This window comes from Micromonospora sp. B11E3, from assembly GCF_039871625.1.
Taxonomy (GTDB): domain Bacteria; phylum Actinomycetota; class Actinomycetes; order Mycobacteriales; family Micromonosporaceae; genus Micromonospora.
Genome location: NZ_JBDPMC010000005.1, coordinates 1 through 21718 on the forward strand (window position 1 = coordinate 1; position 21718 = coordinate 21718).

The window sequence follows — 21718 nt, forward strand, 5'->3', positions numbered from 1 at the left end:
AGGGCAAGCTGGGTGGTCAGGCGCAGGTCAAGGGCGTTTCGGGTACGTGGCGGGATCTGACGGACAACGTGAACTCGATGGCGTCGAACCTGACGTCGCAGGTGCGTAACATCGCGTCCGTCACCACGGCCGTGGCGAAGGGTGACCTGTCGCAGAAGATCACGGTGGACGCCCGGGGCGAGATCCTGGAGTTGAAGTCGACGGTGAACACGATGGTGGATCAGCTGTCGTCGTTCGCCGACGAGGTGACGCGGGTGGCCCGGGAGGTGGGCACCGAGGGCAAGCTGGGTGGCCAGGCCCAGGTGCGCGGCGTCGCCGGCACCTGGCGGGATCTGACGGACAACGTGAACTCGATGGCGTCGAACCTCACGGCGCAGGTGCGCAACATCGCCCAGGTGTCCACGGCCGTGGCGAAGGGTGACCTGTCGCAGAAGATCACGGTGGACGCCCGGGGCGAGATCCTGGAGCTGAAGTCGACGGTGAACACGATGGTGGATCAGCTGTCGTCGTTCGCCGACGAGGTGACGCGGGTGGCCCGGGAGGTGGGCACCGAGGGCAAGCTGGGTGGTCAGGCGCAGGTCAAGGGCGTTTCGGGTACGTGGCGGGATCTGACGGACAACGTGAACTCGATGGCGTCGAACCTGACGTCGCAGGTGCGTAACATCGCGTCCGTCACCACCGCCGTGGCGAACGGTGACCTGTCGCAGAAGATCACGGTGGACGCGCAGGGCGAGATCCTGGAGCTGAAGAACACCGTCAACACGATGGTGGATCAGCTGTCGTCGTTCGCCGACGAGGTGACGCGGGTGGCCCGCGAGGTCGGCACCGAGGGCAAGCTGGGCGGCCAGGCGCAGGTCAAGGGCGTCTCGGGCACCTGGCGGGACCTGACCGAGAACGTCAACCAGCTCGCCTCGACGCTCACCACCCAGCTGCGGGCCATCGCCCAGGTGTCGACCTCGGTGACCCGGGGCGACCTGACCCAGCGGATCGCCGTGGAGGCGCAGGGCGAGGTCGCCGAGCTGAAGGACAACATCAACCAGATGATCGTCACCCTCCGGGAGACGACGAAGAAGAACGCCGAGCAGGGCTGGCTCGACTCGAACCTGGCCCGGATCGGCGGCCTGCTCCAGGGCCAGCGGGACCTGGGCGAGGTCTGCCGGATGATCATGCTGGAGGTGACCCCGCTGGTCGACGCGCAGCTCGGCGCGTTCTTCCTGGCCGACACCTCCGACGGCAGCATGCGGCTGCGGCTGACCGCCTCGTACGGGTACGTCGCGCGGGGCCACGACGTCACGTTCGGGCCGGGCGAGGGGCTGGTGGGGCAGACGGCGCTCTCCCGCCGGACGATCCGGGTGAGCGCCGCGCCGGACGGCCGGCTCACCCTGCGCTCCGGGCTGGCCGACACCCCGCCGGCCGACCTGGTGGTGCTGCCCGTGCAGTTCGAGGGCGAACTGCTCGGCGTGATCGAGTTCGCCAGCGTGGCCGCCTTCTCCGACCTGCACCTGACGTTCCTGGAGCGGCTGGTGCTCACCATCGGCGTGGCGGTCAACACCATCCAGGCCAACCGGCGCACCGAGGAGCTGCTGGCCCAGTCCCAGCGGCTGGCCCACGAGCTGCAGGAGCAGTCGGCCGAGCTGCAGCGCACCAACGCCGAGCTGGAGGACAAGGCCAAGCTCCTGTCGGAGCAGAAGGGCAACATCGAGACCAAGAACCGGGAGATCGAGCTGGCCCGGCTCGGCCTGGAGGAGAAGGCGCGGCAGCTCACCCGGGCCTCGGCGTACAAGTCGGAGTTCCTGGCCAACATGAGCCACGAGCTGCGTACGCCGCTGAACTCGCTGCTGCTGCTGGCCCGGCTGCTGGTGGAGAACTCGGAGCGCAACCTCACCCCGAAGCAGATCGAGTTCGCCCGGACGATCCACAGCGCCGGATCGGACCTGCTCTCGCTGATCGACGACATCCTCGACCTGTCCAAGATCGAGGCGGGCCGGATGGACGTGGAGCCCACCGAGGTCCGGTTCGCCGACATCCGCGCGTACGTCGAGCAGGCGTTCGCCCGGCTGGCCGAGGAGAAGGGCCTCGGCCTCCAGGTACGGGTGGCCGACGAGTTGCCGCCGGCGCTGGTCACCGACGCCCAGCGGTTGCAGCAGATCCTGCGTAACCTGCTCTCCAACGCGGTCAAGTTCACCGACGACGGGACGGTGACGCTGAAGATCGCGCCCGCCCCGGAGAACGCCGTGTTCGACGTGCCGGCCCTGACCAACGCCCGGCAGGTGATCGCCTTCACGGTGATCGACACCGGCATCGGCATCTCCGACGACAAGCTGTCGCTGATCTTCGAGGCGTTCCAGCAGGCGGACGGCACGACCAGCCGCCGCTACGGCGGCACCGGGTTGGGGCTGTCGATCAGCCGCGACCTGGCCCGCCTGCTCGGTGGTGCGATCGCCGTGACGTCGGCGCCCGGCGAGGGGTCGACGTTCACGCTGTACGTACCGGACGTGCTGGCGCCGGACGCGGTGGTCGCCCCGGCGCCGCCGTCGCCGGCCCGGGCGGGCCTGCCGTCGTCGCTGCTCATGCCGCCGCCCGAGCTGCCGGAGCCGGCCGAGACGCCGGCCACCCGACAGCTGGAGGGCGTGACGGTGCTGATCGTCGACGACGACGTGCGGAACGTCTTCGCGCTGACGAGCGCGTTGGAACTGCACGGGATGACCGTGTTGTACTCGGACAACGGGGCGGACGGGGTTCGCCTGCTGGCCGAGCATCCGGAGGTGGACATCGTGCTGATGGACGCGATGATGCCCGACCAGGACGGATACGAGACCACCCGGCAGATCCGACGTAACCACCGGTTCGCCGACCTCCCGATCGTCTTCCTGACCGCGAAGGCGATGCCGGGCGACCGCGAGTCCGCGCTCGCGGCGGGGGGCAGCGACTACATCACCAAACCGGTCGACCTGGACGAGCTGATCGAGTTGATGGCGTCCTGGGTGAGCGACGGCCGAGGCGAGGAGAAATCGTGAGCCAGACGGCCAAGGCCCTGTTGGTCGACGATCGGCGGGAGAACCTGATGGCCCTGGAGGCCATCCTTCAGGGGCTTCCGGTGCAGTCGGTCGCAGTGGAGAGCGGAGAGGCGGCACTCAAGCAGCTGCTGGTGGACGACTTCGCGGTCATCCTGCTGGACGCGCAGATGCCGGACATGGACGGCTTCGAGACCGCCAGCCACATCAAGCGGCGGGAGCGCACGCGGCACGTACCGATCATCTTCCTGACGGCGGCGGACAAGGACGCCCAGCTCGCCCTGCGCGGGTACGCGGTCGGCGCGGTGGACTACCTGACCAAGCCGTTCGACCCGTGGGTGCTGCGGGCCAAGGTGTCGGTCTTCGTCGAGCTGTGGGTGAAGACCCGCCAGCTCGCCACCCAGTCGGACCTGGTCCGGGAGCACGAGGCGCAGTGGCGCACGCTCACCGACGCGGTCGACGAGGCGAGTGCCCTGCTGCGCGCCGACGACCCGGACGCCCGGACCCGGGCGCTGGACCTGCTGGAGCAGGCCCGCTGGGGCAACACGCTCTGATTTTTCCGGCGGGCGGCGGCCCGCCGTGCCGACCCGTCAGGTGGGCGGGGCCTGCCGCGCTGGCCCGTCAGGCGGGCGGAGGCCCGCCGTGGCCGGTGGCGGCGCGGCGCGCCCGCCACCGCTCGCCGAGCGATTCGACCTCCTCCTGGACGAAGAGGAAGAAGTCCCGCATCTCGGAGATCCGCTCCCCGGCCGGGGTGTCCCGCCCGCGCAGCGCGTCCACGCCCCCGCCCGCGATGTCGATGAAGTTCTTGTAGAGGCCGGTCTTGGTGATCGTGGCCTCGTACCAGGGGTTGTCCGGCACCCGGTAGCGGTCCCGGCGGGAGCGCGGCACCGGCTCCCGGATCAGCATCCCGAACTGGGTCAGGTACCGGACCGCGCCGGAGACCGCCGCCGCGCTGACCCCGAGCCGCTCGCCGATCTCGGCGGCGGTCAGGGGGTCGTCCGCGCTCATCACCGTGAACAGCACGCGGGCGGCCATCCGGGGAAACCCGACCTCCGCGAAGGCCATGGCCATCCTCTCGACGAAGAGGTGGACCTCCTCCTCGTTGCGGCGGGTCGGGTCGGCGGCGGTCATTCCGGTGCGTCTCCTCGGGGTCCGTCGGGTATCTGATGGTGCCCTAGCCCGCACAGTCTTCACAAGTTTATGAAACGAGCGTAGCTTCTGATGCATGGAAACTCCCATAGCGGTCTCCGGCCTTGTCAAGACCTTCGGCCGGACCCGGGCGCTCGACGGACTCGACCTCACCGTCCGCGCCGGCGAGGTGCACGGCTTCCTCGGCCCCAACGGCGCCGGCAAGTCCACCACGATCCGGGTGCTGCTCGGTCTGCTGCGGGCGGACGCGGGGGCCGTCCGCCTCCTGGGCGGCGACCCCTGGCGGGACGCCGTCGCGCTGCACCGCCGCCTGGCGTACGTGCCGGGCGACGTGACGCTCTGGCCCAACCTGACCGGGGGCGAGGTGATCGACCTGCTCGGACGCATGCGCGGCGGCGTCGACCGCGCCCGCCGCGACGAGCTGCTGGAGGCGTTCGAGCTGGACCCGCGCAAGAAGGGCCGGGCGTACTCGAAGGGCAACCGGCAGAAGGTCGGCCTGGTCGCCGCCCTCGCGTCCGACGCCGAGCTGTTGATCCTCGACGAGCCGACCTCGGGGCTCGACCCGCTCATGGAGGAGGTCTTCCAGCACTGGGTGGGCCGGGCCCGCGAACAGGGGCGCACCGTGCTGCTCTCCAGCCACATCCTCGGCGAGGTCGAGGCGCTCTGCGACCGGGTGACGATCATCCGAAACGGTCGCGCGGTGGAGACCGGCACCCTGACCGAGCTGCGCCACCTCCAGCGCACCTCCGTCGACGCCGAACTGGCCGGGCCGCCGCACGGGCTGGCCGACCTGCCCGGCGTGCACGACCTGCGCGTCGACGGCAACCGGGTCCGCTTCGACGTGGACACCCCGGCTCTCGACGGCGCGCTGCGCCGGCTCACCGAGATCGGCGTCCGGAGCCTGGTGAGCCGGCCGCCGACGCTGGAGGAGCTGTTCCTGCGGCACTACGAGGCCGTGCCTGTGGGGGTGGCGCCGTGACCGGCACGCGCCACCTCGTCCGGCTGATCCTGCGTCGCGACCGCGTCCTGCTGCCGATCTGGGTGCTGCTGATCGCGGCGCTGCCGGCGAGCTACGCCACGACGTACGCGGAGCTGTACCCGAGCGTGGCGGAGCGCGCCGCGTACGCGGCCACCACCGCCGGCAACCCGTCGATCGTCGCGCTGCTCGGGCCGGTGTACGGCGACAGCGTCGGCGCCCTCGCCGCCCAGCGGGCCGGGCTGCTGCACCTGATCGTGGGGCTGATCAGCCTGCTCGTCGTCGTCCGGCACACCCGTGCCGAGGAGGAGGCGGGCCGCCGGGAACTGCTCGGCGCGACCGTCCTCGGCCGGTACGCCGGGTTGGCCGCCGCGCTGCTCGTGACGTACGCCGCGGACCTGCTGCTCGGGCTGCTCGTCGCCGGCGGGCTGGTTGCCACCGATCTGCCGGCGGCCGGTTCCCTGGCGTTCGGGCTGTCGGTCGCGTTCGCCGGCATCGCCTTCGCCACCATGGGCGCCCTCGCCGCGCAGCTCACCGAGAGCGCGGGCGGCGCCCGGGGAGTGGGCGTCGGGGTGCTCGGGGCGGCGTACCTGCTCCGGCTCGCCGGGGACGCCGGCGCAACGGCGTGGCTGAGTTGGCTCTCCCCGCTGGGCTGGGCGCAGCGCACCCGCCCGTACGCCGGTGAGCGCTGGTGGCCGTTGGCGCTGCTGGCCGGGCTGGCCCTGCTCGTGGGCGCGGTGGCGTTCCGGCTCTCGGTGCGCCGGGACCTCGGGGCCGGCGTGCTGCCGGCGCGGCTCGGCCCGGCCGCCGCGGGCCGGGCGCTCGCCGGCCCGTGGGGGCTGGTCTGGCGGCTGAACCGGGTCGCGCTGTTCGGCTGGACCGTCGGCGCGGCGGCGCTGGGCGCGGTGCTCGGCGGCGCCGCCGAGGCGGCCGGGGACGCGGTGCGGGGCAACGAGGCCGCCGCCCGGCTGCTCGAGCGCCTCGGCGGCTCGGCGTCGGTCGCGGAGGCGTACCTCGGGGCGACCCTGAGCATCACCGCGATCGCGGCGGCCGGCTACGGCATCCAGACCGCCCTGCGGATGCGTACGGAGGAGGCCGGGCAGCGCGCCGAGCCGGTGCTCGCCACCGGCGTGAGCCGGTCCTGGTGGCTGCTCAGCCATCTCGGGTTCGCACTTCTCGGCCCCGCGGTGATGCTGGCGGTGACGGGACTGGTCACCGGGCTCGCCTACGGGATCAGCGTCGGCGACGTGGCCGGCAAGGTGCCGCGGCTGACCGGGGCGGCGCTGGCCCAGGTGCCGGCGGTGTGGGTGCTGGTCGGGCTCGCGGTGCTGCTGTTCGGCCTGCTGCCCCGGATCAGCGTCGGGGCGGCCTGGGGGGCGCTCGCCGCCTGCCTGCTGCTCGGCCAGCTCGGGGCGATCCTGGACCTGAGCCGGTGGCTGCTGGACCTGTCCCCGTTCACCCACACCCCGCAGGTCCTCGGCGGCCCGGTCGACGCCACCCCGCTGCTGGCCCTGACCGCGACGGCCGCCGTCCTGGCGGCAGCGGGCCTGGCCACCTTCCGCCACCGCGACGTCCCGACCTGACCCGCCGACGCGCCCTCGTCGATCATGGAGTTGGCGGCGTTTCCGATCTCCACCGGTGCCGTCAACCCCATGATCGACGGCGCAGGGCCGGGGCCGTCGCGCGGCGCGGGTGGGGGGCGAGGTGGGGTCAGGCCGTGGGGTGGCCGTTGCGGATCATCAGGGCCGAGCGGAGGCCGGTGATGTCCAGGACGCGGAGCAGGAAGTCGCCCACGTTCGTCAGGACGAGCAGGCTCTGGGAGCGGCTGGCCTTGCGGCTGAGCACGACCAGGGTGCCCAGCCCCTGGGAGTCGCAGAAGGTGACCCCGCCCAGGTCGAGGACGATCCGCGGCGGCGCCTCGGTGAGTACCTCGTTGACGACGGTCGACAGTTGGGCGGCCGTGAGCATGTCGATCTCACCGGTCAGGCGAAGCACGGCTTCATCGCCCGTCCGATGCACCGTGATGGACAGTTCGGCACGATCCACCGCGTCAGCCTATCGCGATCTCGTCGCCCGGGCCTGTCGAGGCGGGCACCGGGTGGGACCGGGGTGATCGGCGCAGGGACCAAGCGTGACCGCCCGGAATCCGGTCACGGCGGGCCCCACCCCCGGTCGAGGGAGGCCGCCCGGGGCCTGCCGCCGCCGACGAGCCCGCGGTACGCGTGAGCCCGGTAACCCCCGACCCGGGGTGGCTGCCGATTCGCCCTTCGGCGCTGACACAATGGCGGCATCGTGACCGACACCTTTTCCGCCGGATCCGGCCGTCACCCGGCCGACGCGCCGGCCTCCGAGGCCCTGTTCGACCGCGCCCGCGCCATCGTGCCGGGCGGGGTGAACTCCCCCGTACGCGCGTTCCGTGCCGTCGGCGGCACCCCGCGCTTCATGATCCGGGGGGAGGGTCCCTGGCTCTACGACGCGGACGAGCGGCGCTACGTCGACCTGGTCTGCTCCTGGGGGCCGCTGATCCTCGGGCACGCCCACCCGGAGGTGGTCGACGCCGTCCAGGCCGCCGCCGCCCGGGGCACCAGCTTCGGCACCCCCACCCCCGGTGAGGTGGAGCTGGCCGCCGAGATCGTCGCCCGCGCCCCGGTCGAGCAGGTCCGGCTGGTCAACTCGGGCACCGAGGCCACCATGTCGGCGATCCGGCTGGCCCGGGGCTTCACCGGCCGCCCCAAGATCGTCAAGTTCGCGGGCTGCTACCACGGGCACGTCGACGCGCTGCTCGCCGCCGCCGGCTCCGGCGTGGCGACCCTCGGCCTGCCCGACTCGCCCGGCGTCACCGGCGCGGCGGCCGGCGAGACGATCGTGCTGCCGTACAACGACCTCGCCGCCGTCGAGGAGGCGTTCGCCGCCGAGGGTCAGCACATCGCCGCCGTGATCACCGAGGCGGCGGCGGGCAACATGGGCGTGATCGCCCCGCGCGACGGGTTCAACCAGCAGCTCGCCCGGATCGCCCACGCGCACGGCGCGCTGCTGATCGTCGACGAGGTGATGACCGGGTTCCGGGTCTCCCGCTCCGGCTGGCACGGCGTCGACCCGGTCGACGCCGACCTGTGGACGTACGGGAAGGTCATGGGCGGTGGCCTGCCGGCGGCGGCGTTCGGCGGGCGCGCGGAGATCATGGCCCGGCTCGCCCCGGCCGGCCCGGTCTACCAGGCCGGCACGCTCTCGGGTAACCCGCTGGCCTGCGCCGCCGGGCTGACCACGCTGCGGCTGGCCGACGACGCCGTGTACCGCCGGCTCGACGACACGGCCACCGCCGTGGGCAAGCTCGCCGCGGACGCGCTGGCCGCCGCCGGGGTCCCGCACCGGCTGTCGTACGCGGGCAACATGTTCTCGATCTTCTTCGCCGACGCCGACGTGGTCGACTACGACAGCGCGCGGACCCAGCACGTCCCCGCGTTCACGGCGTTCTTCCACTCGATGCTCGCCGACGGGGTCTACCTGCCGCCGAGCGCGTTCGAGGCGTGGTTCGTCTCGGCGGCGATCGACGACGCCGCCCTGGAGCAGATCGCCGCCGCGCTGCCGACGGCCGCGAACGCGGCGGCAGCGGCGGGTCACGGGGGGTAGCGGCGGTGAGCAACACGGTGGTCCACGTGCTCCGGCACGGCGAGGTGCACAACCCGGACCGGATCCTCTACGGCCGGCTGCCCGGCTTCCGCCTGTCCGAGCTGGGCGTGCAGATGGCCAAGGCGGCGGCCCAGGGGCTCGCCGAGCGGGAGGTGGTGCACGTGGTGGCCAGCCCGCTGGAGCGCGCGCAGCAGACCGCCGAGCCGATCGCCGCGCAGTTCGGCCTGCCCGTCGGGGTGGACGAGCGGCTGATCGAGAGCGCCAACTGGTTCGAGGGCAAGAAGGTCTCCCCGGGCGACGGATCGTTCCGCGACCCGCGCAACTGGTGGGTGCTGCGCGACCCGGTCACCCCGAGCTGGGGCGAGGCGTACCGGGCCATCGCCGAGCGGATGTTCGCCGCCCTGCACGCCGCCCGGGTCGCCGCCGAGGGCCGCGAGGCCGTGCTCGTCTCCCACCAGCTCCCCATCTGGACGCTGCGCCGGTACGTCGAGCGCAAGCGGCTCTGGCACGATCCGCGCAAGCGGCAGTGCGGGCTGGCCAGCCTCACCTCGTTCCACTTCGACGGCGCCAAAGTCGTCGGGATCGGCTACACCGAGCCCGCCGCCCACCTGGTCGCCACCTCGCCGACCGCGCGGACGGCCAAGGGGGCCTGATGCGCACCCGGAGGTGGATCGGGGGACTTCTCGCGGCCGTGACGACCACGGCGGCGCTGGCCGGCTGCACCGGCGAGAGCCAGGAGCAGCGCTGCGTGACCCGCGACGGCGTCATCGAGTGCGCCCCCGACCAGCGCTCCGCCGCCCCGAAGCTCGCCGGTGAGCTGCTCACCGGCGGCAGCTACGACGTCGCCACGGCCCGCGGCCAGGTGGTCGTGCTCAACTTCTGGGGCTCCTGGTGCGCGCCCTGCCGCGCGGAGGTGGACGACCTGGAGGCCGTCCACCAGGCCACCAAGGGCTCCGGCGTGACGTTCCTCGGCATCAACGTGCAGGACAACCGGGACAAGGCCCTCGCGTTCGAGGAGGGCCGGGTCACCTACCCCAGCCTCTTCGACCCGCCGAGCCGCCTCGCCCTCGCCTTCGACATCTCGCCGACCACCATCCCGACCACCGTCCTGCTGGACCGCGACGGCCGGGTCGCCGTGGTGATCCGTTCCGCGGTCACCCGGGAGAAACTCCAGCCGATCGTCGAGCGGATCGCCGCCGAGAAGCCGGCACCAGACGGTTCCCGCTGATGGGCGAGACGTTCCGCGAACTCGCGCAGAGCGGCCCGCTGCTGCTGGCGGTCGGCGCGGCGGCGCTCGCCGGGCTGGTCAGCTTCCTCTCGCCGTGCGTCCTGCCGCTGGTCCCCGGCTACCTCTCGTACGTCACCGGCCTGGCCGGCGCCGACCTGGAGGGCCGGGGGACGCGCCAGGCCGACGTGGCGCCCGCCGGGGGCGGCGGCGTGGCGGTACGCGAGGCGACCCGGGAGCGGGCCCGTATCGCGGCCGTCAAGGGCCGCGTCCTCGCCGGGACGCTGCTGTTCATCGGCGGCTTCACCGTCGTCTTCACCGCCACCGCGATCCTCTTCGCCAGCGTCGGCAAGGTCTTCATCCGCTACGAGCGGGCCCTGGAGATCGTCATCGGGACGCTGGTCGTCGTGCTCGGGCTGGCGTTCGTCGGCCTGATCCCCGGCCTGCAACGGGAGTTCCGCATCCACCGGCTGCCGTCCGCCGGCCTCGCCGGGGCGCCGGTCTTCGGCGCGGTCTTCGCGCTGAGCTGGATGCCCTGCACCGGCCCGACGCTGGGGGCGGTGCTCGGTATGGCCACCCCCGGCGGGCAGACCGACCGGGCCGTGGTGCTCGCGGTGGCGTACTGCCTCGGGCTGGGGATACCGTTCGTCGTCTTCGGGCTGGGCTTCCACCGCCTGCTCGGGGTGTTCCGCGCCGTCCGGCGCAACAGCCGCTGGGTCACCCGCGTCGGCGGGGTGCTGCTGATCCTGATCGGCCTCGCGCTGGTCACCGGCGGGTGGACCAACTTCGTGATCTGGTTGCAGACGACGGTCGGCGTGGGCGAGGTGAGCATCTGATGACGACCGTGGCGGACCGGCCGGCCACCCCGGCTCCCGAGGCGCCCCGCACCCGGCCCAACCCGGTGCTCGCCCTGCTGCGCAACTCGTGGCGGCAGCTCACGAGCATGCGTACGGCGCTGATCCTGCTCTTCCTGCTCGCCGTCGCGGCCATCCCCGGCTCGGTGCTGCCGCAGCGCGGGGTCAACCCGGAGAAGGTCAACGAGTACTTCGTCGACCACCCCGACCTGGCCCCCCGGCTGGACCGGATCGGCGCGTTCGAGGTCTTCGGGTCGGTCTGGTTCTCCGCGATCTACCTGCTGCTGTTCACGTCCCTGATCGGCTGTATCGTGCCGCGGCTGCGCGACCACGTCCGCGCGCTGCGGGCGAAGCCGCCGGCCGCGCCGAAGCGCCTGGACCGGCTGCCCCAGCACGCCACGCTCACCGCGGCCACCGACGCCGCCGCCATCGCCGCCGAGCTGCGCCGGCGTCGCTGGCGGGTGGTGGTACGCGGCGCCGAGGTCTCCGCCGAGAAGGGGTACCTCAAGGAGACCGGCAACCTGCTCTTCCACGTCTCGCTGGTCGCGGTGCTGCTCGGGGTCGCCCTCGGCTCCTGGTACGGCTGGCACGGCAACCGCCTGCTGGTGGCCGGCGAGGAGAACGCGTTCTGCAACACCCGGCAGCAGTACGCCGAGGCAAAGCTCGGCCCCCGCGTCGACAGCGCCGACCTGCCGCCGTTCTGCCTGACCCTGAACCACTTCGACGCGCGGTTCCTGGAGTCGGGGCAGGCGGACTACTACCGGGCCACCGTCGACGTGAAGGACGAGAGCGGCGACGTCATCCGGGGGGCGGCGTCGTTCTCGGTCAACGACCCGCTGCGCCTCGGCGACGCCAACGTCTACCTGCTCGGCCACGGGTACGCGCCGATCCTGCGCTACACCGACCGGTTCGGCCGCTCCCAGACCAGCACGGTCCCGTTCCTGACTACCGGGGACGCCGCGCTGACCAGCGAGGGCGTGGCCGCGTTCCCGGACGCCAACGTCGACCCGAGGACCGGCCAGCGGGACGCGAACCTCCAGGTCGCCTTCGAGGGGCTGTACCTGCCCACCGCACCGCAGGAGGGCCCGTTCAACCGGTCCGAGTTCCCCACCGAGCGCAACCCGGCCGTCGTGCTGGTCGCGTACCGGGGGAACCTGGGCATGGACGCCGGCATCCCCGGCTCGGTGTACCAGCTCGACCAGCGTCAGGTCACCAGCGGCAAGCTCAAGCAGGTCGGCAACAAGAAGCTGGCCGTCGGCGAGAAGTGGACGCTGGACGACGGCAGCGTGCTGGAGTTCCTCGGCACCAAGCCGTACATCACCCTGTCGGTGCGGTACGACCCCGGTACCACGCTGCTGCTGGGCAGCTCGGCGGCGCTGCTGATCGGCCTGATGGGCGCCCTGTTCGGCAGGCGCCGCCGGGTCTGGTTCCGGGTCACGCCCGCCCCGGCGGGTGCCGCCGACGACCCCGCCGGTGGATCTCCGACGGGCGGTAGTAGCTTGGTGGAGGCCGGTGGCCTGCCGCGCACCGACTATCCCGGGTTCGCCGACGAGTTCGCGCAGCTCGTCGCCGCAGTACGCGGCGACGGGGAGCCGGCCGGGCGGCCCGATGCCGGGCGCCCCGCCGGGACGCGAGAAGGAGCCGAGTGATGTCCGCACTCTCCGACCATCTGGTCACGTTCGCGACCCTGGCGTACCTGGTCGCGATGATCTGCCACGCCGTCGAGTACGCCCTCGGCGACGCCCGGGCCCGGTTCGCCGCCCCGGCCGCCGCGCCCGCGCGCGAGCTGGTCGGCGCCGGCGTCGGCGGCGCCGGCGGCGTCGCCAAGGCCCCCGCCGAGCCGGTCGCGCCCGTGTCCCCGGCCGTCGACCGCCCGGCGCGGCGGGCCCGGCTGGCCGGCCGCCTCGGGGTCTGGGTCACCGCGCTGGCCGCGGCGCTGCACCTGGCGGCCACGGCCACCCGCGGCATCGCCGCCGACCGGATGCCGTGGGGCAACATGTACGAGTACGTGCTCACGGCCTCGTTCATCGGGACCGCCGCGTGGCTCGTCGTGCTCTGGAAGCGCCCGTCGCTGCGCCGACTCGGGCTGTTCCTCACCCTCGTCATGGTGCTGCTGCTGGCGTTCGCCGAGCTGAAGCTCTACGTCGAGGTGGTGCCGCTGATGCCGGCGCTGCAGTCGTGGTGGTTCATCATCCACGTCTCGACGATCATCTTCGCCTCTGGCGTCTTCCTGCTGGGCGTGGTGCCGGCCGCCGCGTTCCTCATGCGCAACGGGTACGAGCAGGGCAGGCGCAGCTTCCCGTACACGCTGGCCCGGCGGCTGCCGGCGGCGGCCGGCCTGGAGCGGCTGACCTTCGCGCTGCACGCCTTCTCGTTCCCGCTGTTCACCTTCGCGGTGATCGCCGGGGCCATCTGGGCGGAGGCCGCGTGGGGCCGGCCGTGGGGCTGGGACCCGAAGGAGACCTGGGCGTTCATCTCCTGGGTGGTGTACGCCGGCTACCTGCACGCCCGGGCCACCCCGAGCGTGCGGCGCAACGTCGCCACCTGGATCGCGGTCCTCGGGTTCCTCACCATGCTGATGAACCTGTTCGGCGTGAACTTCTTCTTCACCGGCCTGCACTCGTACGCGGGCGTCAACTGAGCACCGGATCGGATGCGATGACGGAGACCGAGTATCTCCTCCGTAACCCGAGCAACGCCGCCGCCCTGCGCAGGTCGATCGCGGAACTCGAACGAGGCGACGCCGACGAGCGGGAACTCGCGGACCCAGCCGCCGTTCGGATTCTGGCTCGGTGCGGGGATGCCGGCGAGAGCACCGTACCGTCCCAAACCGGACAGACTGCGAAAATTGGCGCACCGGGCCTTGAATGATCCGCCCCATGTCGCCGACATGGCGGGGCCAGCCAGAGATCTTGGTAAGAATCGGCCCACCGAGGGGCCGTTTCGCACCAAGATCTCGAAAGAGTCGAAGCGCGATGTCACATACGCGTCACTCATGCCCCTGATCCTTTCGCGCCCCCTCGCCTCCGCAGTAGTTATAAGTACACTTCTTAGAACTGTAGTTATACGAATTGCGGTGGGTGTGGTGGCGCTGACGAAGCCGACGGGGATCTTCGACCGGGACGCGGAGTGGGCCGAACTCGCTCGCTTCGCGACCGACCAGCGCGAGGGGGCGACCCTCGGCGTGGTGAGCGGGCGCCGACGCCAGGGCAAGACGCTCCTTCTGTACGAACTCGCGCGGGTCACCGACGGCTTCTACTTCGGGGCCACCGAGGCCACGGCAGCCGAGTCGCTGCGCCGGCTCGGCGAGGCACTCGGCCAGTACACGGACGCCCCCGGCCCCGTTCACCTGTCGGACTGGGGCAGCGCGGTGGACGCACTGCTCGCCCTCGGCGTCGAGCGGCCGGTCACGGTGGTGCTCGACGAGTTCCCGTACCTGGTGCGTGCCGCTCGGGAGCTGCCGTCGATCATTCAGCACGCGCTGACCCCCGGCCGCCCGGAACGCGTCCGCTCCCGCACGCGGCTGCTGCTGTGCGGGTCGGCCCTGTCCTTCATGGGCGGCCTGCTCGCCGGCTCGGCGCCCCTGCGCGGCCGGGCTGGCCTGGAGCTTCCCGTCCAGCCGTTGGACTACCGGGCGGCGGCGGCCTTCTGGGGGATCGACGACCCCGGGCTGGCCGTCGAGGTGTTCGGCATCGCCGGCGGGACCCCCGCCTACCGCAGGGAGTACGTCCAGGACGACGCCCCCACCGGTCGGGACGACTTCGACGACTGGGTGGTGCGGTCGGTCCTGAATCCGGCCCGCCCGCTCTTCCGCGAGGCGCGGTACCTGCTCGCCGAGGACCCTGACCTGCGTGACACCGCGCTCTACCACTCCGTGCTGGCGGCGGTGGCGGAGGGAAACGCGACCCGGGGCGGCATCGCGGGCTACATCGGGCGCAAGGCCACCGACCTGCAACACCCCCTTACGGTGCTGGAGGACGCGGGCCTGCTCGCCCGGGACCCGGACCCGTTGCGCAGCGGGCGGAGCCGATACCGCATCACCGAGCCTCTTGTCACCTTTTACCAGGCCATCATGCGGCCGGCCTGGACGGCCCTGGAACAACGCCGGGGCGCCGACGTCTGGCGCCGGTCCCGGCGCCGGTACACCAGCGCCGTGCTGGGTCCCACGTTCGAGGAGATCGTCCGCCAGTGGGCCCTCCGCTTCGCCGATCCCGAGCTCCTCGGCGGGGTCGTGGCGGAGGCGAGCGCGGCGACGCTGACCGACCCGTCCAGCCGGACCAGCCACGAGCTGGATCTGGTCGCGCTCGGCGAGCCGCCCTTGGGGGATGGTGCGCGGCCCATGCTCGCGATCGGTGAGGTCAAGTGGGGGCGGACGCTGGGGCGGCCCGACCTGGAGCGGCTGGCGCGGGTGCGCGACCTGCTGGCGGGCCGGGCGGGGGGCGCCGCGTCGGACGCCCGCCTGCTGCTGGCCAGCGCGACCGGATTCACCGAGGATCTGGTGCGCGCCGCCGCCGGCCGGCGGGACGTCGTGCTGGTCGACGCCGCCCGCCTGTACGCGGACTGAGGCGGGCCGGGTCACACCACCCGGCGTGGGCCGCTGGACGGCCGGTGGGGGAGACTGGCAGGCATGGCGGCTCGTGGCTTCCCGTACACCGATCTGAAGGACTTCCTCGCGGCGCTGGAGCGGGCGGGGGAGCTGCGACGGGTGAGCGTCCCGGTCGACCCGACCCTGGAGATCAGCGAGATCGTCACCCGGACGGTGCGGGCCGACGGGCCGGCGCTGCTGTTCGAGCGGCCCACCCGGGGCGAGATGCCGGTGGCGATCAACCTCTTCGGCACCGAGAAGCGGATGGCGATGGCGCTCGGCGTCGACTCGCTGGACGAGATCGGCCAGCGGATCGGCGCGCTGGTCAAGCCGGAGCTGCCGGTCGGCTGGTCCGGCATCCGCGAGGGCCTGGGCAAGGTGCTCCAGCTCAAGTCCGTGCCGCCGCGCAAGGTGAAGACCGCCCCCTGCCAGCAGGTGGTCTACCGCGGCGACGACGTCGACCTGAACCGGCTGCCCGGCCTGCAGGTGTGGCCCGGCGACGGGGGGATCTTCCACAACTTCGGGCTGACCCACACCAAGCACCCGGAGACCGGCAAGCGCAACCTCGGCCTGTACCGGCTCCAGCAGCACTCCCGCAACACGCTGGGGATGCACTGGCAGATCCACAAGGACTCCACCGCGCACCACGCGGTGGCCGAGCGGCTGGGGCAGCGGCTGCCGGTCGCGGTGGCGATCGGCTGCGACCCCGTCGTCTCGTACGCGGCCAGCGCGCCGCTGCCCAGCGACATCGACGAGTACCTGTTCGCCGGGTTCCTGCGCGGCGAGCGGGTGGAGATGGTCGACTGCGTGACCGTCCCGCTCCAGGTGCCGGCGCACGCCCAGGTGGTGCTGGAGGGCTACCTGGAGCCTGGGGAGCGGCTGCCCGAGGGGCCGTTCGGGGACCACACCGGCTTCTACACGCCCGTCGAGCCGTTCCCCGTGCTGCACGTCGAGGCGATGACCATGCAGCGCGACCCGGTCTACCACTCGATCGTCACCTCGAAGCCGCCACAGGAGGACCACGGCCTCGGCAAGGCCACCGAGCGGATCTTCCAGCCGCTGCTCAAGCTGCTGATTCCGGACATCGTCGACTACGACCTGCCGGCCGCCGGGGTGTTCCACAACTGCGCGATCGTCTCGATCCGCAAGCGCTACCCGAAGCACGCCCAGAAGGTGATGAACGCGATCTGGGGCGCCCACCTCATGTCGCTGACCAAGCTGATCGTGATCGTCGACGAGGACTGCGACGTGCACGACTACCACGAGGTCGCGTTCCGCGCGTTCGGCAACGTCGACTACGCCCGGGACCTGCTGCTCACCGAGGGGCCCGTCGACCACCTCGACCACTCGTCGTACCAGCAGTTCTGGGGCGGCAAGGCGGGCGTCGACGCCACCCGGAAGCTGCCGGCGGAGGGCTACACCCGGGGCTGGCCGGAGGAGATGACCATGTCGCCGGAGGTCGCCACCCTGGTCGACAAGCGCTGGAAGGAGTACGGGCTCTGATGACCGCCGTGCTGGAGCCCGTCGAACGCCCGGGCCGGGTGAAGTCCTTCCTCCGGCTGGTCGCGATCGAGCACTCGGTCTTCGCGCTGCCGTTCGCGTATCTGTCGGCGCTGACCGCGATGCAGGTCCACGGCGGGCGGGTGCGCTGGCTGGACCTGCTGCTGATCACCGTGGCGATGGTCGGGGCGCGGACGTTCGCGATGGCCGCCAACCGGATCCTCGACCGACGGATCGACGCGCGGAACCCGCGTACCGCCGGACGGGAGCTGGTCACCGGGGCGGTGAGCGTACGGACGGCCTGGACCGGCGCGGCCGTCGCGCTGGTGGTCTTCCTGGCCGCCGCCGCCCTGCTCAACCCGCTCTGCCTGGTGCTCGCGCCGCTGGCGGTGGTGCCGCTGGTCCTCTACCCGTACGGCAAGCGGTTCACCAACTGGCCGCACGCCATCCTGGCGGTCGCCCAGGCGGTCGGCCCGGTCGGCGCCTGGCTCGCGGTCACCGGCACCCTCGCCGGCTCGGGGCCGGCCTGGCTGCTCGGCGCGGCCGTCGGCCTGTGGATCGGCGGTTTCGACCTGATCTACGCCTGCCAGGACGCGGACGTCGACCGCACCATCGGGGTGCACAGCGTTCCGGCCCGGTACGGGCTGCGCTTCGCCCTGCACGCCTCCACCGTGGCGCACGTGGTGACGTTCGCGCTGTTCATCTGGTTCGGGGCGCTGATCGGGTTCGGCTGGCTCTGGTGGATCGGGCTGGCGCTGACGGCCGTCGCGTTCGGCTACCAGCACCTGGTGGTCAGCCCGACCGACCTGAGCCGGGTCAACCGGGCGTTCTTCACCGCGAACGGGTTCGTCGGCATCGCGCTGTTCGTCTTCGCCCTGCTCGACCTGGTCGTCCGCCTCGGCCTGCGCCCCTGAGCCGCGCCCCTCACCGCACCGCGTAGCGGGCGCTCTCCAGGGTCCAGTCGATGGTGCCCCGGACGGCGTCGGCCACCCCGTCGAGGTGGATGGTGACCGCCTCGTCCAGCGCCGGGCCGAACGACGGCACCGCCGCGCGCAGCACCACGAAGCGGCGCATCGTCGCCCGCCAGCGCTCAGCGGCCAGGTCGACCGCCTCGGCCACCGGGACGCGGTGCTCGGCGGCCAGCGCCAGCACCAGGTTGTGCCCGCCCGAGGTGGCCCGGTCCCGCTCCAGCGAGGCGATGTCGTTGTACCAGGAGAGCAGGTCGTTGCCGGCGTCGGCGAGCCGGCGCAGGGCGGGGTGGTGGTACACCGCGTCGGGCAGCGGCCGGCCGCCGACGAACTCGATCAGCGGGTACGACACGTACGCGGCCGAGGTGGCGCGGCGCAGCTCGACGTACCCGGCCACGTCCGGCGGCCGGCCGGCGGCCTTGTCCAGCGCCTCCCGCCACGCGCCGTGCAGGTGGTGGCCGACCGCGTCGGCGAACCGCAGCCGCCAGCGGGCGGGCATCCGGCGGCGCGGCTCCCGCCACGCCCGGACCAGCAGCCGACGCAGCGGGCCGGTGAGCCCCGGATGACGGGCGCGGGGGCCCTCCCGCAGCAGCGCCAGCGCCCCGTCGCGCAGCGCGCGGATCTGCTCCGGCGTGAGCCGGCCCGGCCCGTCGCAGGCGTCGTCGACCAGGAAGAACCAGGTGAACAGGGTGGCCAGCGAGCGCAGGTCGGGCTCGGTCGCCCCCGGATAGAGCCGGCCGGCGTACCGGGCGAAGGCGGCCCGGGACAGCCGGTCCAGGGCCGGGCCGTCCAGGGGCAGGCCGAGGCCGGGCAACTGCCCGTCGAGCCACCGCTGCACCCGGTCGGCGTACGGCGACAGCCGGGACGGAATCGGGCAGTCGGAGCGTAGCGACCACAGCACCCCGTCGGTCATTACCGATTCCTCCCCGTGTGGCGGGATTGCCCCGGCAGCATGGCAGGTCGGTCCGGGCGCGGGGAACCCGGGCGGCCCGGCCGCCGGGGGTGCCCACCGGCGGCCTCGTTCGACCAGGCAGGCTGGACCGTATGCGCGAACCATGGGTGGTGGGGGTCTCCGGGGCGTCGGGTACGCCGTACGCGGCGGCCGTCATCCGCGGGCTGCTCGACGCGGGCGAGCCGGTGGACCTGATCGTCTCCCGGGCCGCCCGGTTGACCGTCCTCGACGAGACCGGGCGGGGTTTCCGCGACGGCCACTGGGCGGACGACCTGGCGGCCTGGCTCGGGCGCGACCTGACCGGCGACGACGTGCGGCACTGGCCCGCAGGCGACCTCGCCGCCGGCCCCAGCAGCGGCTCCTACCGGGTACGCGGGATGGCGGTCGTTCCGGCCAGCACGGCGGCCTGCGCCGGCATCGCCATCGGGCTCTCGAAGGATCTGCTGCAGCGCGCCGCTGAGGTCAACCTCAAGGAGCGCCGGCCGGTGGTGGTGGTGCCCCGCGAGACGCCGGTGACCCGCAGCCACCTGGAGCACCTGATCGCCCTGCTCGACGCCGGGGCGGTGGTGCTGCCCGCGAGCCCCGGCTTCTACGGCGCCGGGGCCTCCGCCTCGGCCCAGCAACTCGTCGATTTCGTGGCCGGCAAGGTGCTCGACGCGCTGGGCGTGCCGCACACCCTGTTCCGGCGCTGGGCCGGCGAGCTGGGCGCGGGCCGCGCCTGAGCCGGGTGAGTCGGGCGCGGGCCGCGCCAGAGCCGGGTGAGTCGGGCGCGGGCCGCGCCTGAGCCGCCTGAGTCGGGCGCGGGCCGCGCCTGAGCCGCCTGAGTCGGGCGCGGGCCGCGCCTGAGCCGCCTGAGTCGGGCGCGGGCCGCGCCAGAGCCGGGTGAGTCGGGCGCGGGCCGCGCCCGAGCCGCCGCGCGTGAGCCGGCTGGTGAGCCGCCGCGCGGGGCCGGCCGGTCAGTACATTCCGGCGTTGGCCGGGCCACCGCCGGGCCCCGGGGAGGTGGCCGGACCGGCGTTGCGGGACCTGCCCATGTCGTCCGTCTCCTCCAGCATGCCCTCCCCCTCGAGCAGGGCCCGCACCTCGGATTCCCGGAACCGGCGGTGCCCGCCTGGAGTGCGGATGCTGCCTATCCGGCCGGCCGCTGCCCACCTGGTCACGGTCTTCGGGTCAACCCGAAACAGCGCGGCGACCTCACCCGGTGTCAGCAGGCGATCTCCAGTGTCCACAGCCCCCTCCTCGCGTCGACGAAGCCCCCGGCTGAACACACTGCCCCCGGCCGGTGCGAGCCCAGAGCCGTCATGAGGGACGTATGGCAATTACAGCACCAGCGACCTGGCCTGTCCGCCAAACGCGAAAAACGCACTGAGTGGGAAGTTAGTCAATGGTACCGGCGCTGCTCCCTCTGTACGCCTCGTCCGGGGACTCTCACCCGCTGTCATGTGCAACGTGAACCGAATGCCGAACGTTACGCGCGAACGACTAGGGTCACAGGACGTGGACGCGATCGACCTGAGCCTCGTGGAGCTGCTGCGCGGCAACGCCCGACTCTCGTACGCCGAGTTGGCCCGCCAGGTGGGCCTGTCGGCCCCGGCGGTGCACGAGCGGGTCGGCAAGCTGGAGTCCAGCGGGGTGATCCGGGCGTACCGGGCGGAGGTGGAGCCCGAGGCGATCGGTCTGGGCGTGACGGCGCTGATCGGCATCGTCGAGGATTCCGGCGGGGACACCGACGACGTGCTGGAGGCGTTCCGGCGGATGCCGGAGATCGAGTCCTGCTACTTCATGGCCGGGGTCGAGTCGTTCCTGCTCAAGGCCCGGGTGGGCACCATCGCCGAGCTGGAGCAGTTGATCGTCAGGCTGAACCGGACGCCGGGGGTGGCCTCCACCCGGACGGGGATCGCCCTGTCGACGAAGTGGGAGAACCGCCCCCAGCCGATCGAGCCGCCGTCCGCCTGACCGGGCTCGTCCCCGCGGCTGGTGGCTTCGTCCCGTCTCCCAGGGATACGGTGCGGCGATGACGAACCCACCGCGGGGTGCGGCCGTGGTCACCGGGGCGGCCGGCGGACTCGGCGGGGCGATCTCCGCCGCGCTGCACGCCGACGGCTGGCCCGTCCTGCTCACCGACGTGGACGCGGACGCGGTGGCCGCCGTGGCCGCCCCGCTCGGCGGCTGGTCCCGGCGGCTCGACGTCCGGGACGAGGCCGCCTGCGCCGCCGTCGCGGCCGAGGCGGCCGGGCGCGGGCCGGGTGGGCTCGGGCTCTGGGTGAACAACGCCGGCATCCTGGCCACCGGACCTTCGTGGACGCACGACGCGTCGACCCGGCGCCGGCTCGTCGAGGTGAACGCGCTCGGCGCCATGGCCGGGACCCTCGCCGCCCTGGCGGTCATGCGGGACCAGGGCCACGGGCACGTGCTCAACGTGGTCTCCCTCGCCGGGCTGATCGCGCCGCCCGGCGAGACGGTCTACGCGGCGAGCAAGCACGCGCTGCTCGCGTTCAGCCTCGGCACCCTGGCCGACCTGCGGGCGGCCGGCGTGCGCGACGTACACGTCTCGTGCCTGTGCCCGGACGGGATCTGGACGCCGATGCTGCACGACAAGCTCGACGATGCCGGGGCCGCGGCCTCCTTCACCGGGTCGCTGCTCACGCCGGAGCGGGTGGCCGCGCGGGCGGCGCGGCTGGCCCGCCGCCCGCGCCCGGTGGTCAGCCTGCCGCGCTGGCGCGGTGCCCAGGTCCGGCTCCTCGACGCCTTTCCCCGCCTCGCCCTCGCCCTCACCCCGGTGGTGCGGGCCGTCGGGCGGGCCGGCCAGCGCCGGCAGGCCCGCCGGGTCCGACCGGACGCGAGTCCTCCTCGCTTGTAACGTTG

At 73.0% G+C, this 21718-nt stretch carries 20 protein-coding genes; 16 read left to right on the forward strand and 4 right to left on the reverse strand.

Features of this window, described 5'->3' with window-relative positions; all coding sequences use genetic code 11:
• Together ABGB16_RS04125 and ABGB16_RS04130 are read left to right on the forward strand one after the other, a co-directional pair.
• On the forward strand, positions 1-3017 hold a 3017-nt coding region (locus tag ABGB16_RS04125), incomplete at its 5' end, for a HAMP domain-containing protein (RefSeq protein ID WP_347666599.1).
• Positions 3014-3568, forward strand: coding sequence for a response regulator (locus ABGB16_RS04130; protein WP_347666600.1), 555 nt, complete (start codon positions 3014-3016; stop codon positions 3566-3568). The genes ABGB16_RS04125 and ABGB16_RS04130, both read left to right, overlap by 4 nt.
• 67 nt (positions 3569-3635) lie before the next feature.
• On the opposite strand, the gene ABGB16_RS04135 is transcribed toward ABGB16_RS04130, so the two are convergent.
• Positions 3636-4145, reverse strand: a complete 510-nt coding sequence (locus ABGB16_RS04135; RefSeq protein ID WP_347666601.1) for a MarR family transcriptional regulator — start codon at positions 4143-4145, stop codon at positions 3636-3638.
• A gap of 94 nt (positions 4146-4239) precedes the next feature.
• Here ABGB16_RS04135 and ABGB16_RS04140 point away from each other — a divergent pair, with 94 nt between their 5' ends.
• Positions 4240-5142: an ABC transporter ATP-binding protein gene (locus ABGB16_RS04140; RefSeq protein ID WP_347666602.1), complete on the forward strand. Its 903-nt coding sequence runs from the start codon at positions 4240-4242 to the stop codon at positions 5140-5142.
• Positions 5139-6722: an ABC transporter permease gene (locus tag ABGB16_RS04145; protein WP_347666603.1), complete on the forward strand. Its 1584-nt coding sequence runs from the start codon at positions 5139-5141 to the stop codon at positions 6720-6722. The genes ABGB16_RS04140 and ABGB16_RS04145 overlap by 4 nt, the downstream gene beginning before the upstream one ends.
• Before the next feature lie 127 nt (positions 6723-6849).
• Here ABGB16_RS04145 and ABGB16_RS04150 read toward each other — a convergent pair whose 3' ends face one another.
• A complete protein-coding gene (locus tag ABGB16_RS04150; protein WP_347666604.1) occupies positions 6850-7185 on the reverse strand; it encodes an STAS domain-containing protein in 336 nt (111 codons plus the stop codon).
• A 246-nt stretch (positions 7186-7431) separates the two neighbouring features.
• Here ABGB16_RS04150 and hemL point away from each other — a divergent pair, with 246 nt between their 5' ends.
• From hemL to mqnP, 9 genes are all read left to right on the forward strand, one after another.
• A complete protein-coding gene (hemL, locus tag ABGB16_RS04155) occupies positions 7432-8769 on the forward strand; it encodes a glutamate-1-semialdehyde 2,1-aminomutase (protein ID WP_347666605.1) in 1338 nt (445 codons plus the stop codon).
• Between the two features lie 5 nt (positions 8770-8774).
• Positions 8775-9422, forward strand: a complete 648-nt coding sequence (locus ABGB16_RS04160) for a histidine phosphatase family protein (RefSeq protein WP_347666606.1) — start codon at positions 8775-8777, stop codon at positions 9420-9422.
• Positions 9422-9997 (forward strand): TlpA disulfide reductase family protein, encoded by a 576-nt coding sequence (locus ABGB16_RS04165; RefSeq protein WP_347666607.1) that lies wholly within the window; start codon positions 9422-9424, stop codon positions 9995-9997. The genes ABGB16_RS04160 and ABGB16_RS04165 overlap by 1 nt, the downstream gene beginning before the upstream one ends.
• A complete protein-coding gene (locus ABGB16_RS04170) occupies positions 9997-10830 on the forward strand; it encodes a cytochrome c biogenesis protein CcdA (protein WP_347666608.1) in 834 nt (277 codons plus the stop codon). Before ABGB16_RS04165 ends, ABGB16_RS04170 begins: the two co-directional genes overlap by 1 nt.
• Complete coding sequence (locus ABGB16_RS04175; protein WP_347666609.1) at positions 10830-12497, forward strand: cytochrome c biogenesis protein ResB; 1668 nt, start codon at positions 10830-10832, stop codon at positions 12495-12497. Before ABGB16_RS04170 ends, ABGB16_RS04175 begins: the two co-directional genes overlap by 1 nt.
• Positions 12497-13489: a c-type cytochrome biogenesis protein CcsB gene (gene ccsB / locus ABGB16_RS04180; RefSeq protein WP_347666610.1), complete on the forward strand. Its 993-nt coding sequence runs from the start codon at positions 12497-12499 to the stop codon at positions 13487-13489. Before ABGB16_RS04175 ends, ccsB begins: the two co-directional genes overlap by 1 nt.
• A gap of 444 nt (positions 13490-13933) precedes the next feature.
• Complete coding sequence (locus ABGB16_RS04185; protein ID WP_347666611.1) at positions 13934-15412, forward strand: ATP-binding protein; 1479 nt, start codon at positions 13934-13936, stop codon at positions 15410-15412.
• Positions 15413-15475: 63 nt separating this feature from the next.
• Positions 15476-16936 (forward strand): menaquinone biosynthesis decarboxylase, encoded by a 1461-nt coding sequence (locus ABGB16_RS04190; protein WP_347666612.1) that lies wholly within the window; start codon positions 15476-15478, stop codon positions 16934-16936.
• A complete protein-coding gene (gene mqnP / locus ABGB16_RS04195; RefSeq protein WP_347666613.1) occupies positions 16936-17847 on the forward strand; it encodes a menaquinone biosynthesis prenyltransferase MqnP in 912 nt (303 codons plus the stop codon). Before ABGB16_RS04190 ends, mqnP begins: the two co-directional genes overlap by 1 nt.
• 10 nt (positions 17848-17857) lie before the next feature.
• On the opposite strand, the gene ABGB16_RS04200 is transcribed toward mqnP, so the two are convergent.
• A complete protein-coding gene (locus ABGB16_RS04200) occupies positions 17858-18814 on the reverse strand; it encodes a terpene synthase family protein (RefSeq protein ID WP_347666614.1) in 957 nt (318 codons plus the stop codon).
• Between the two features lie 131 nt (positions 18815-18945).
• Between ABGB16_RS04200 and ABGB16_RS04205 the strand changes: the two genes are divergently transcribed.
• Positions 18946-19575, forward strand: a complete 630-nt coding sequence (locus ABGB16_RS04205) for a UbiX family flavin prenyltransferase (RefSeq protein ID WP_347666615.1) — start codon at positions 18946-18948, stop codon at positions 19573-19575.
• A gap of 234 nt (positions 19576-19809) precedes the next feature.
• On the opposite strand, the gene ABGB16_RS04210 is transcribed toward ABGB16_RS04205, so the two are convergent.
• Positions 19810-20082, reverse strand: coding sequence for a BldC family transcriptional regulator (locus ABGB16_RS04210; protein WP_347666616.1), 273 nt, complete (start codon positions 20080-20082; stop codon positions 19810-19812).
• A 268-nt stretch (positions 20083-20350) separates the two neighbouring features.
• On the opposite strand from ABGB16_RS04210, the gene ABGB16_RS04215 reads away from it, so the two are divergent.
• Together ABGB16_RS04215 and ABGB16_RS04220 are read left to right on the forward strand one after the other, a co-directional pair.
• Entirely contained in the window at positions 20351-20809 is a 459-nt protein-coding gene (locus ABGB16_RS04215) for an Lrp/AsnC family transcriptional regulator (protein WP_347666617.1), read from the forward strand.
• Positions 20810-20867: 58 nt separating this feature from the next.
• The gene (locus ABGB16_RS04220) at positions 20868-21713 is read left to right on the forward strand and encodes an SDR family NAD(P)-dependent oxidoreductase (protein ID WP_347666618.1); all 846 of its coding nucleotides are present in this window, start codon (positions 20868-20870) and stop codon (positions 21711-21713) included.
• The last annotated feature ends 5 nt before the right edge of the window (positions 21714-21718 follow it).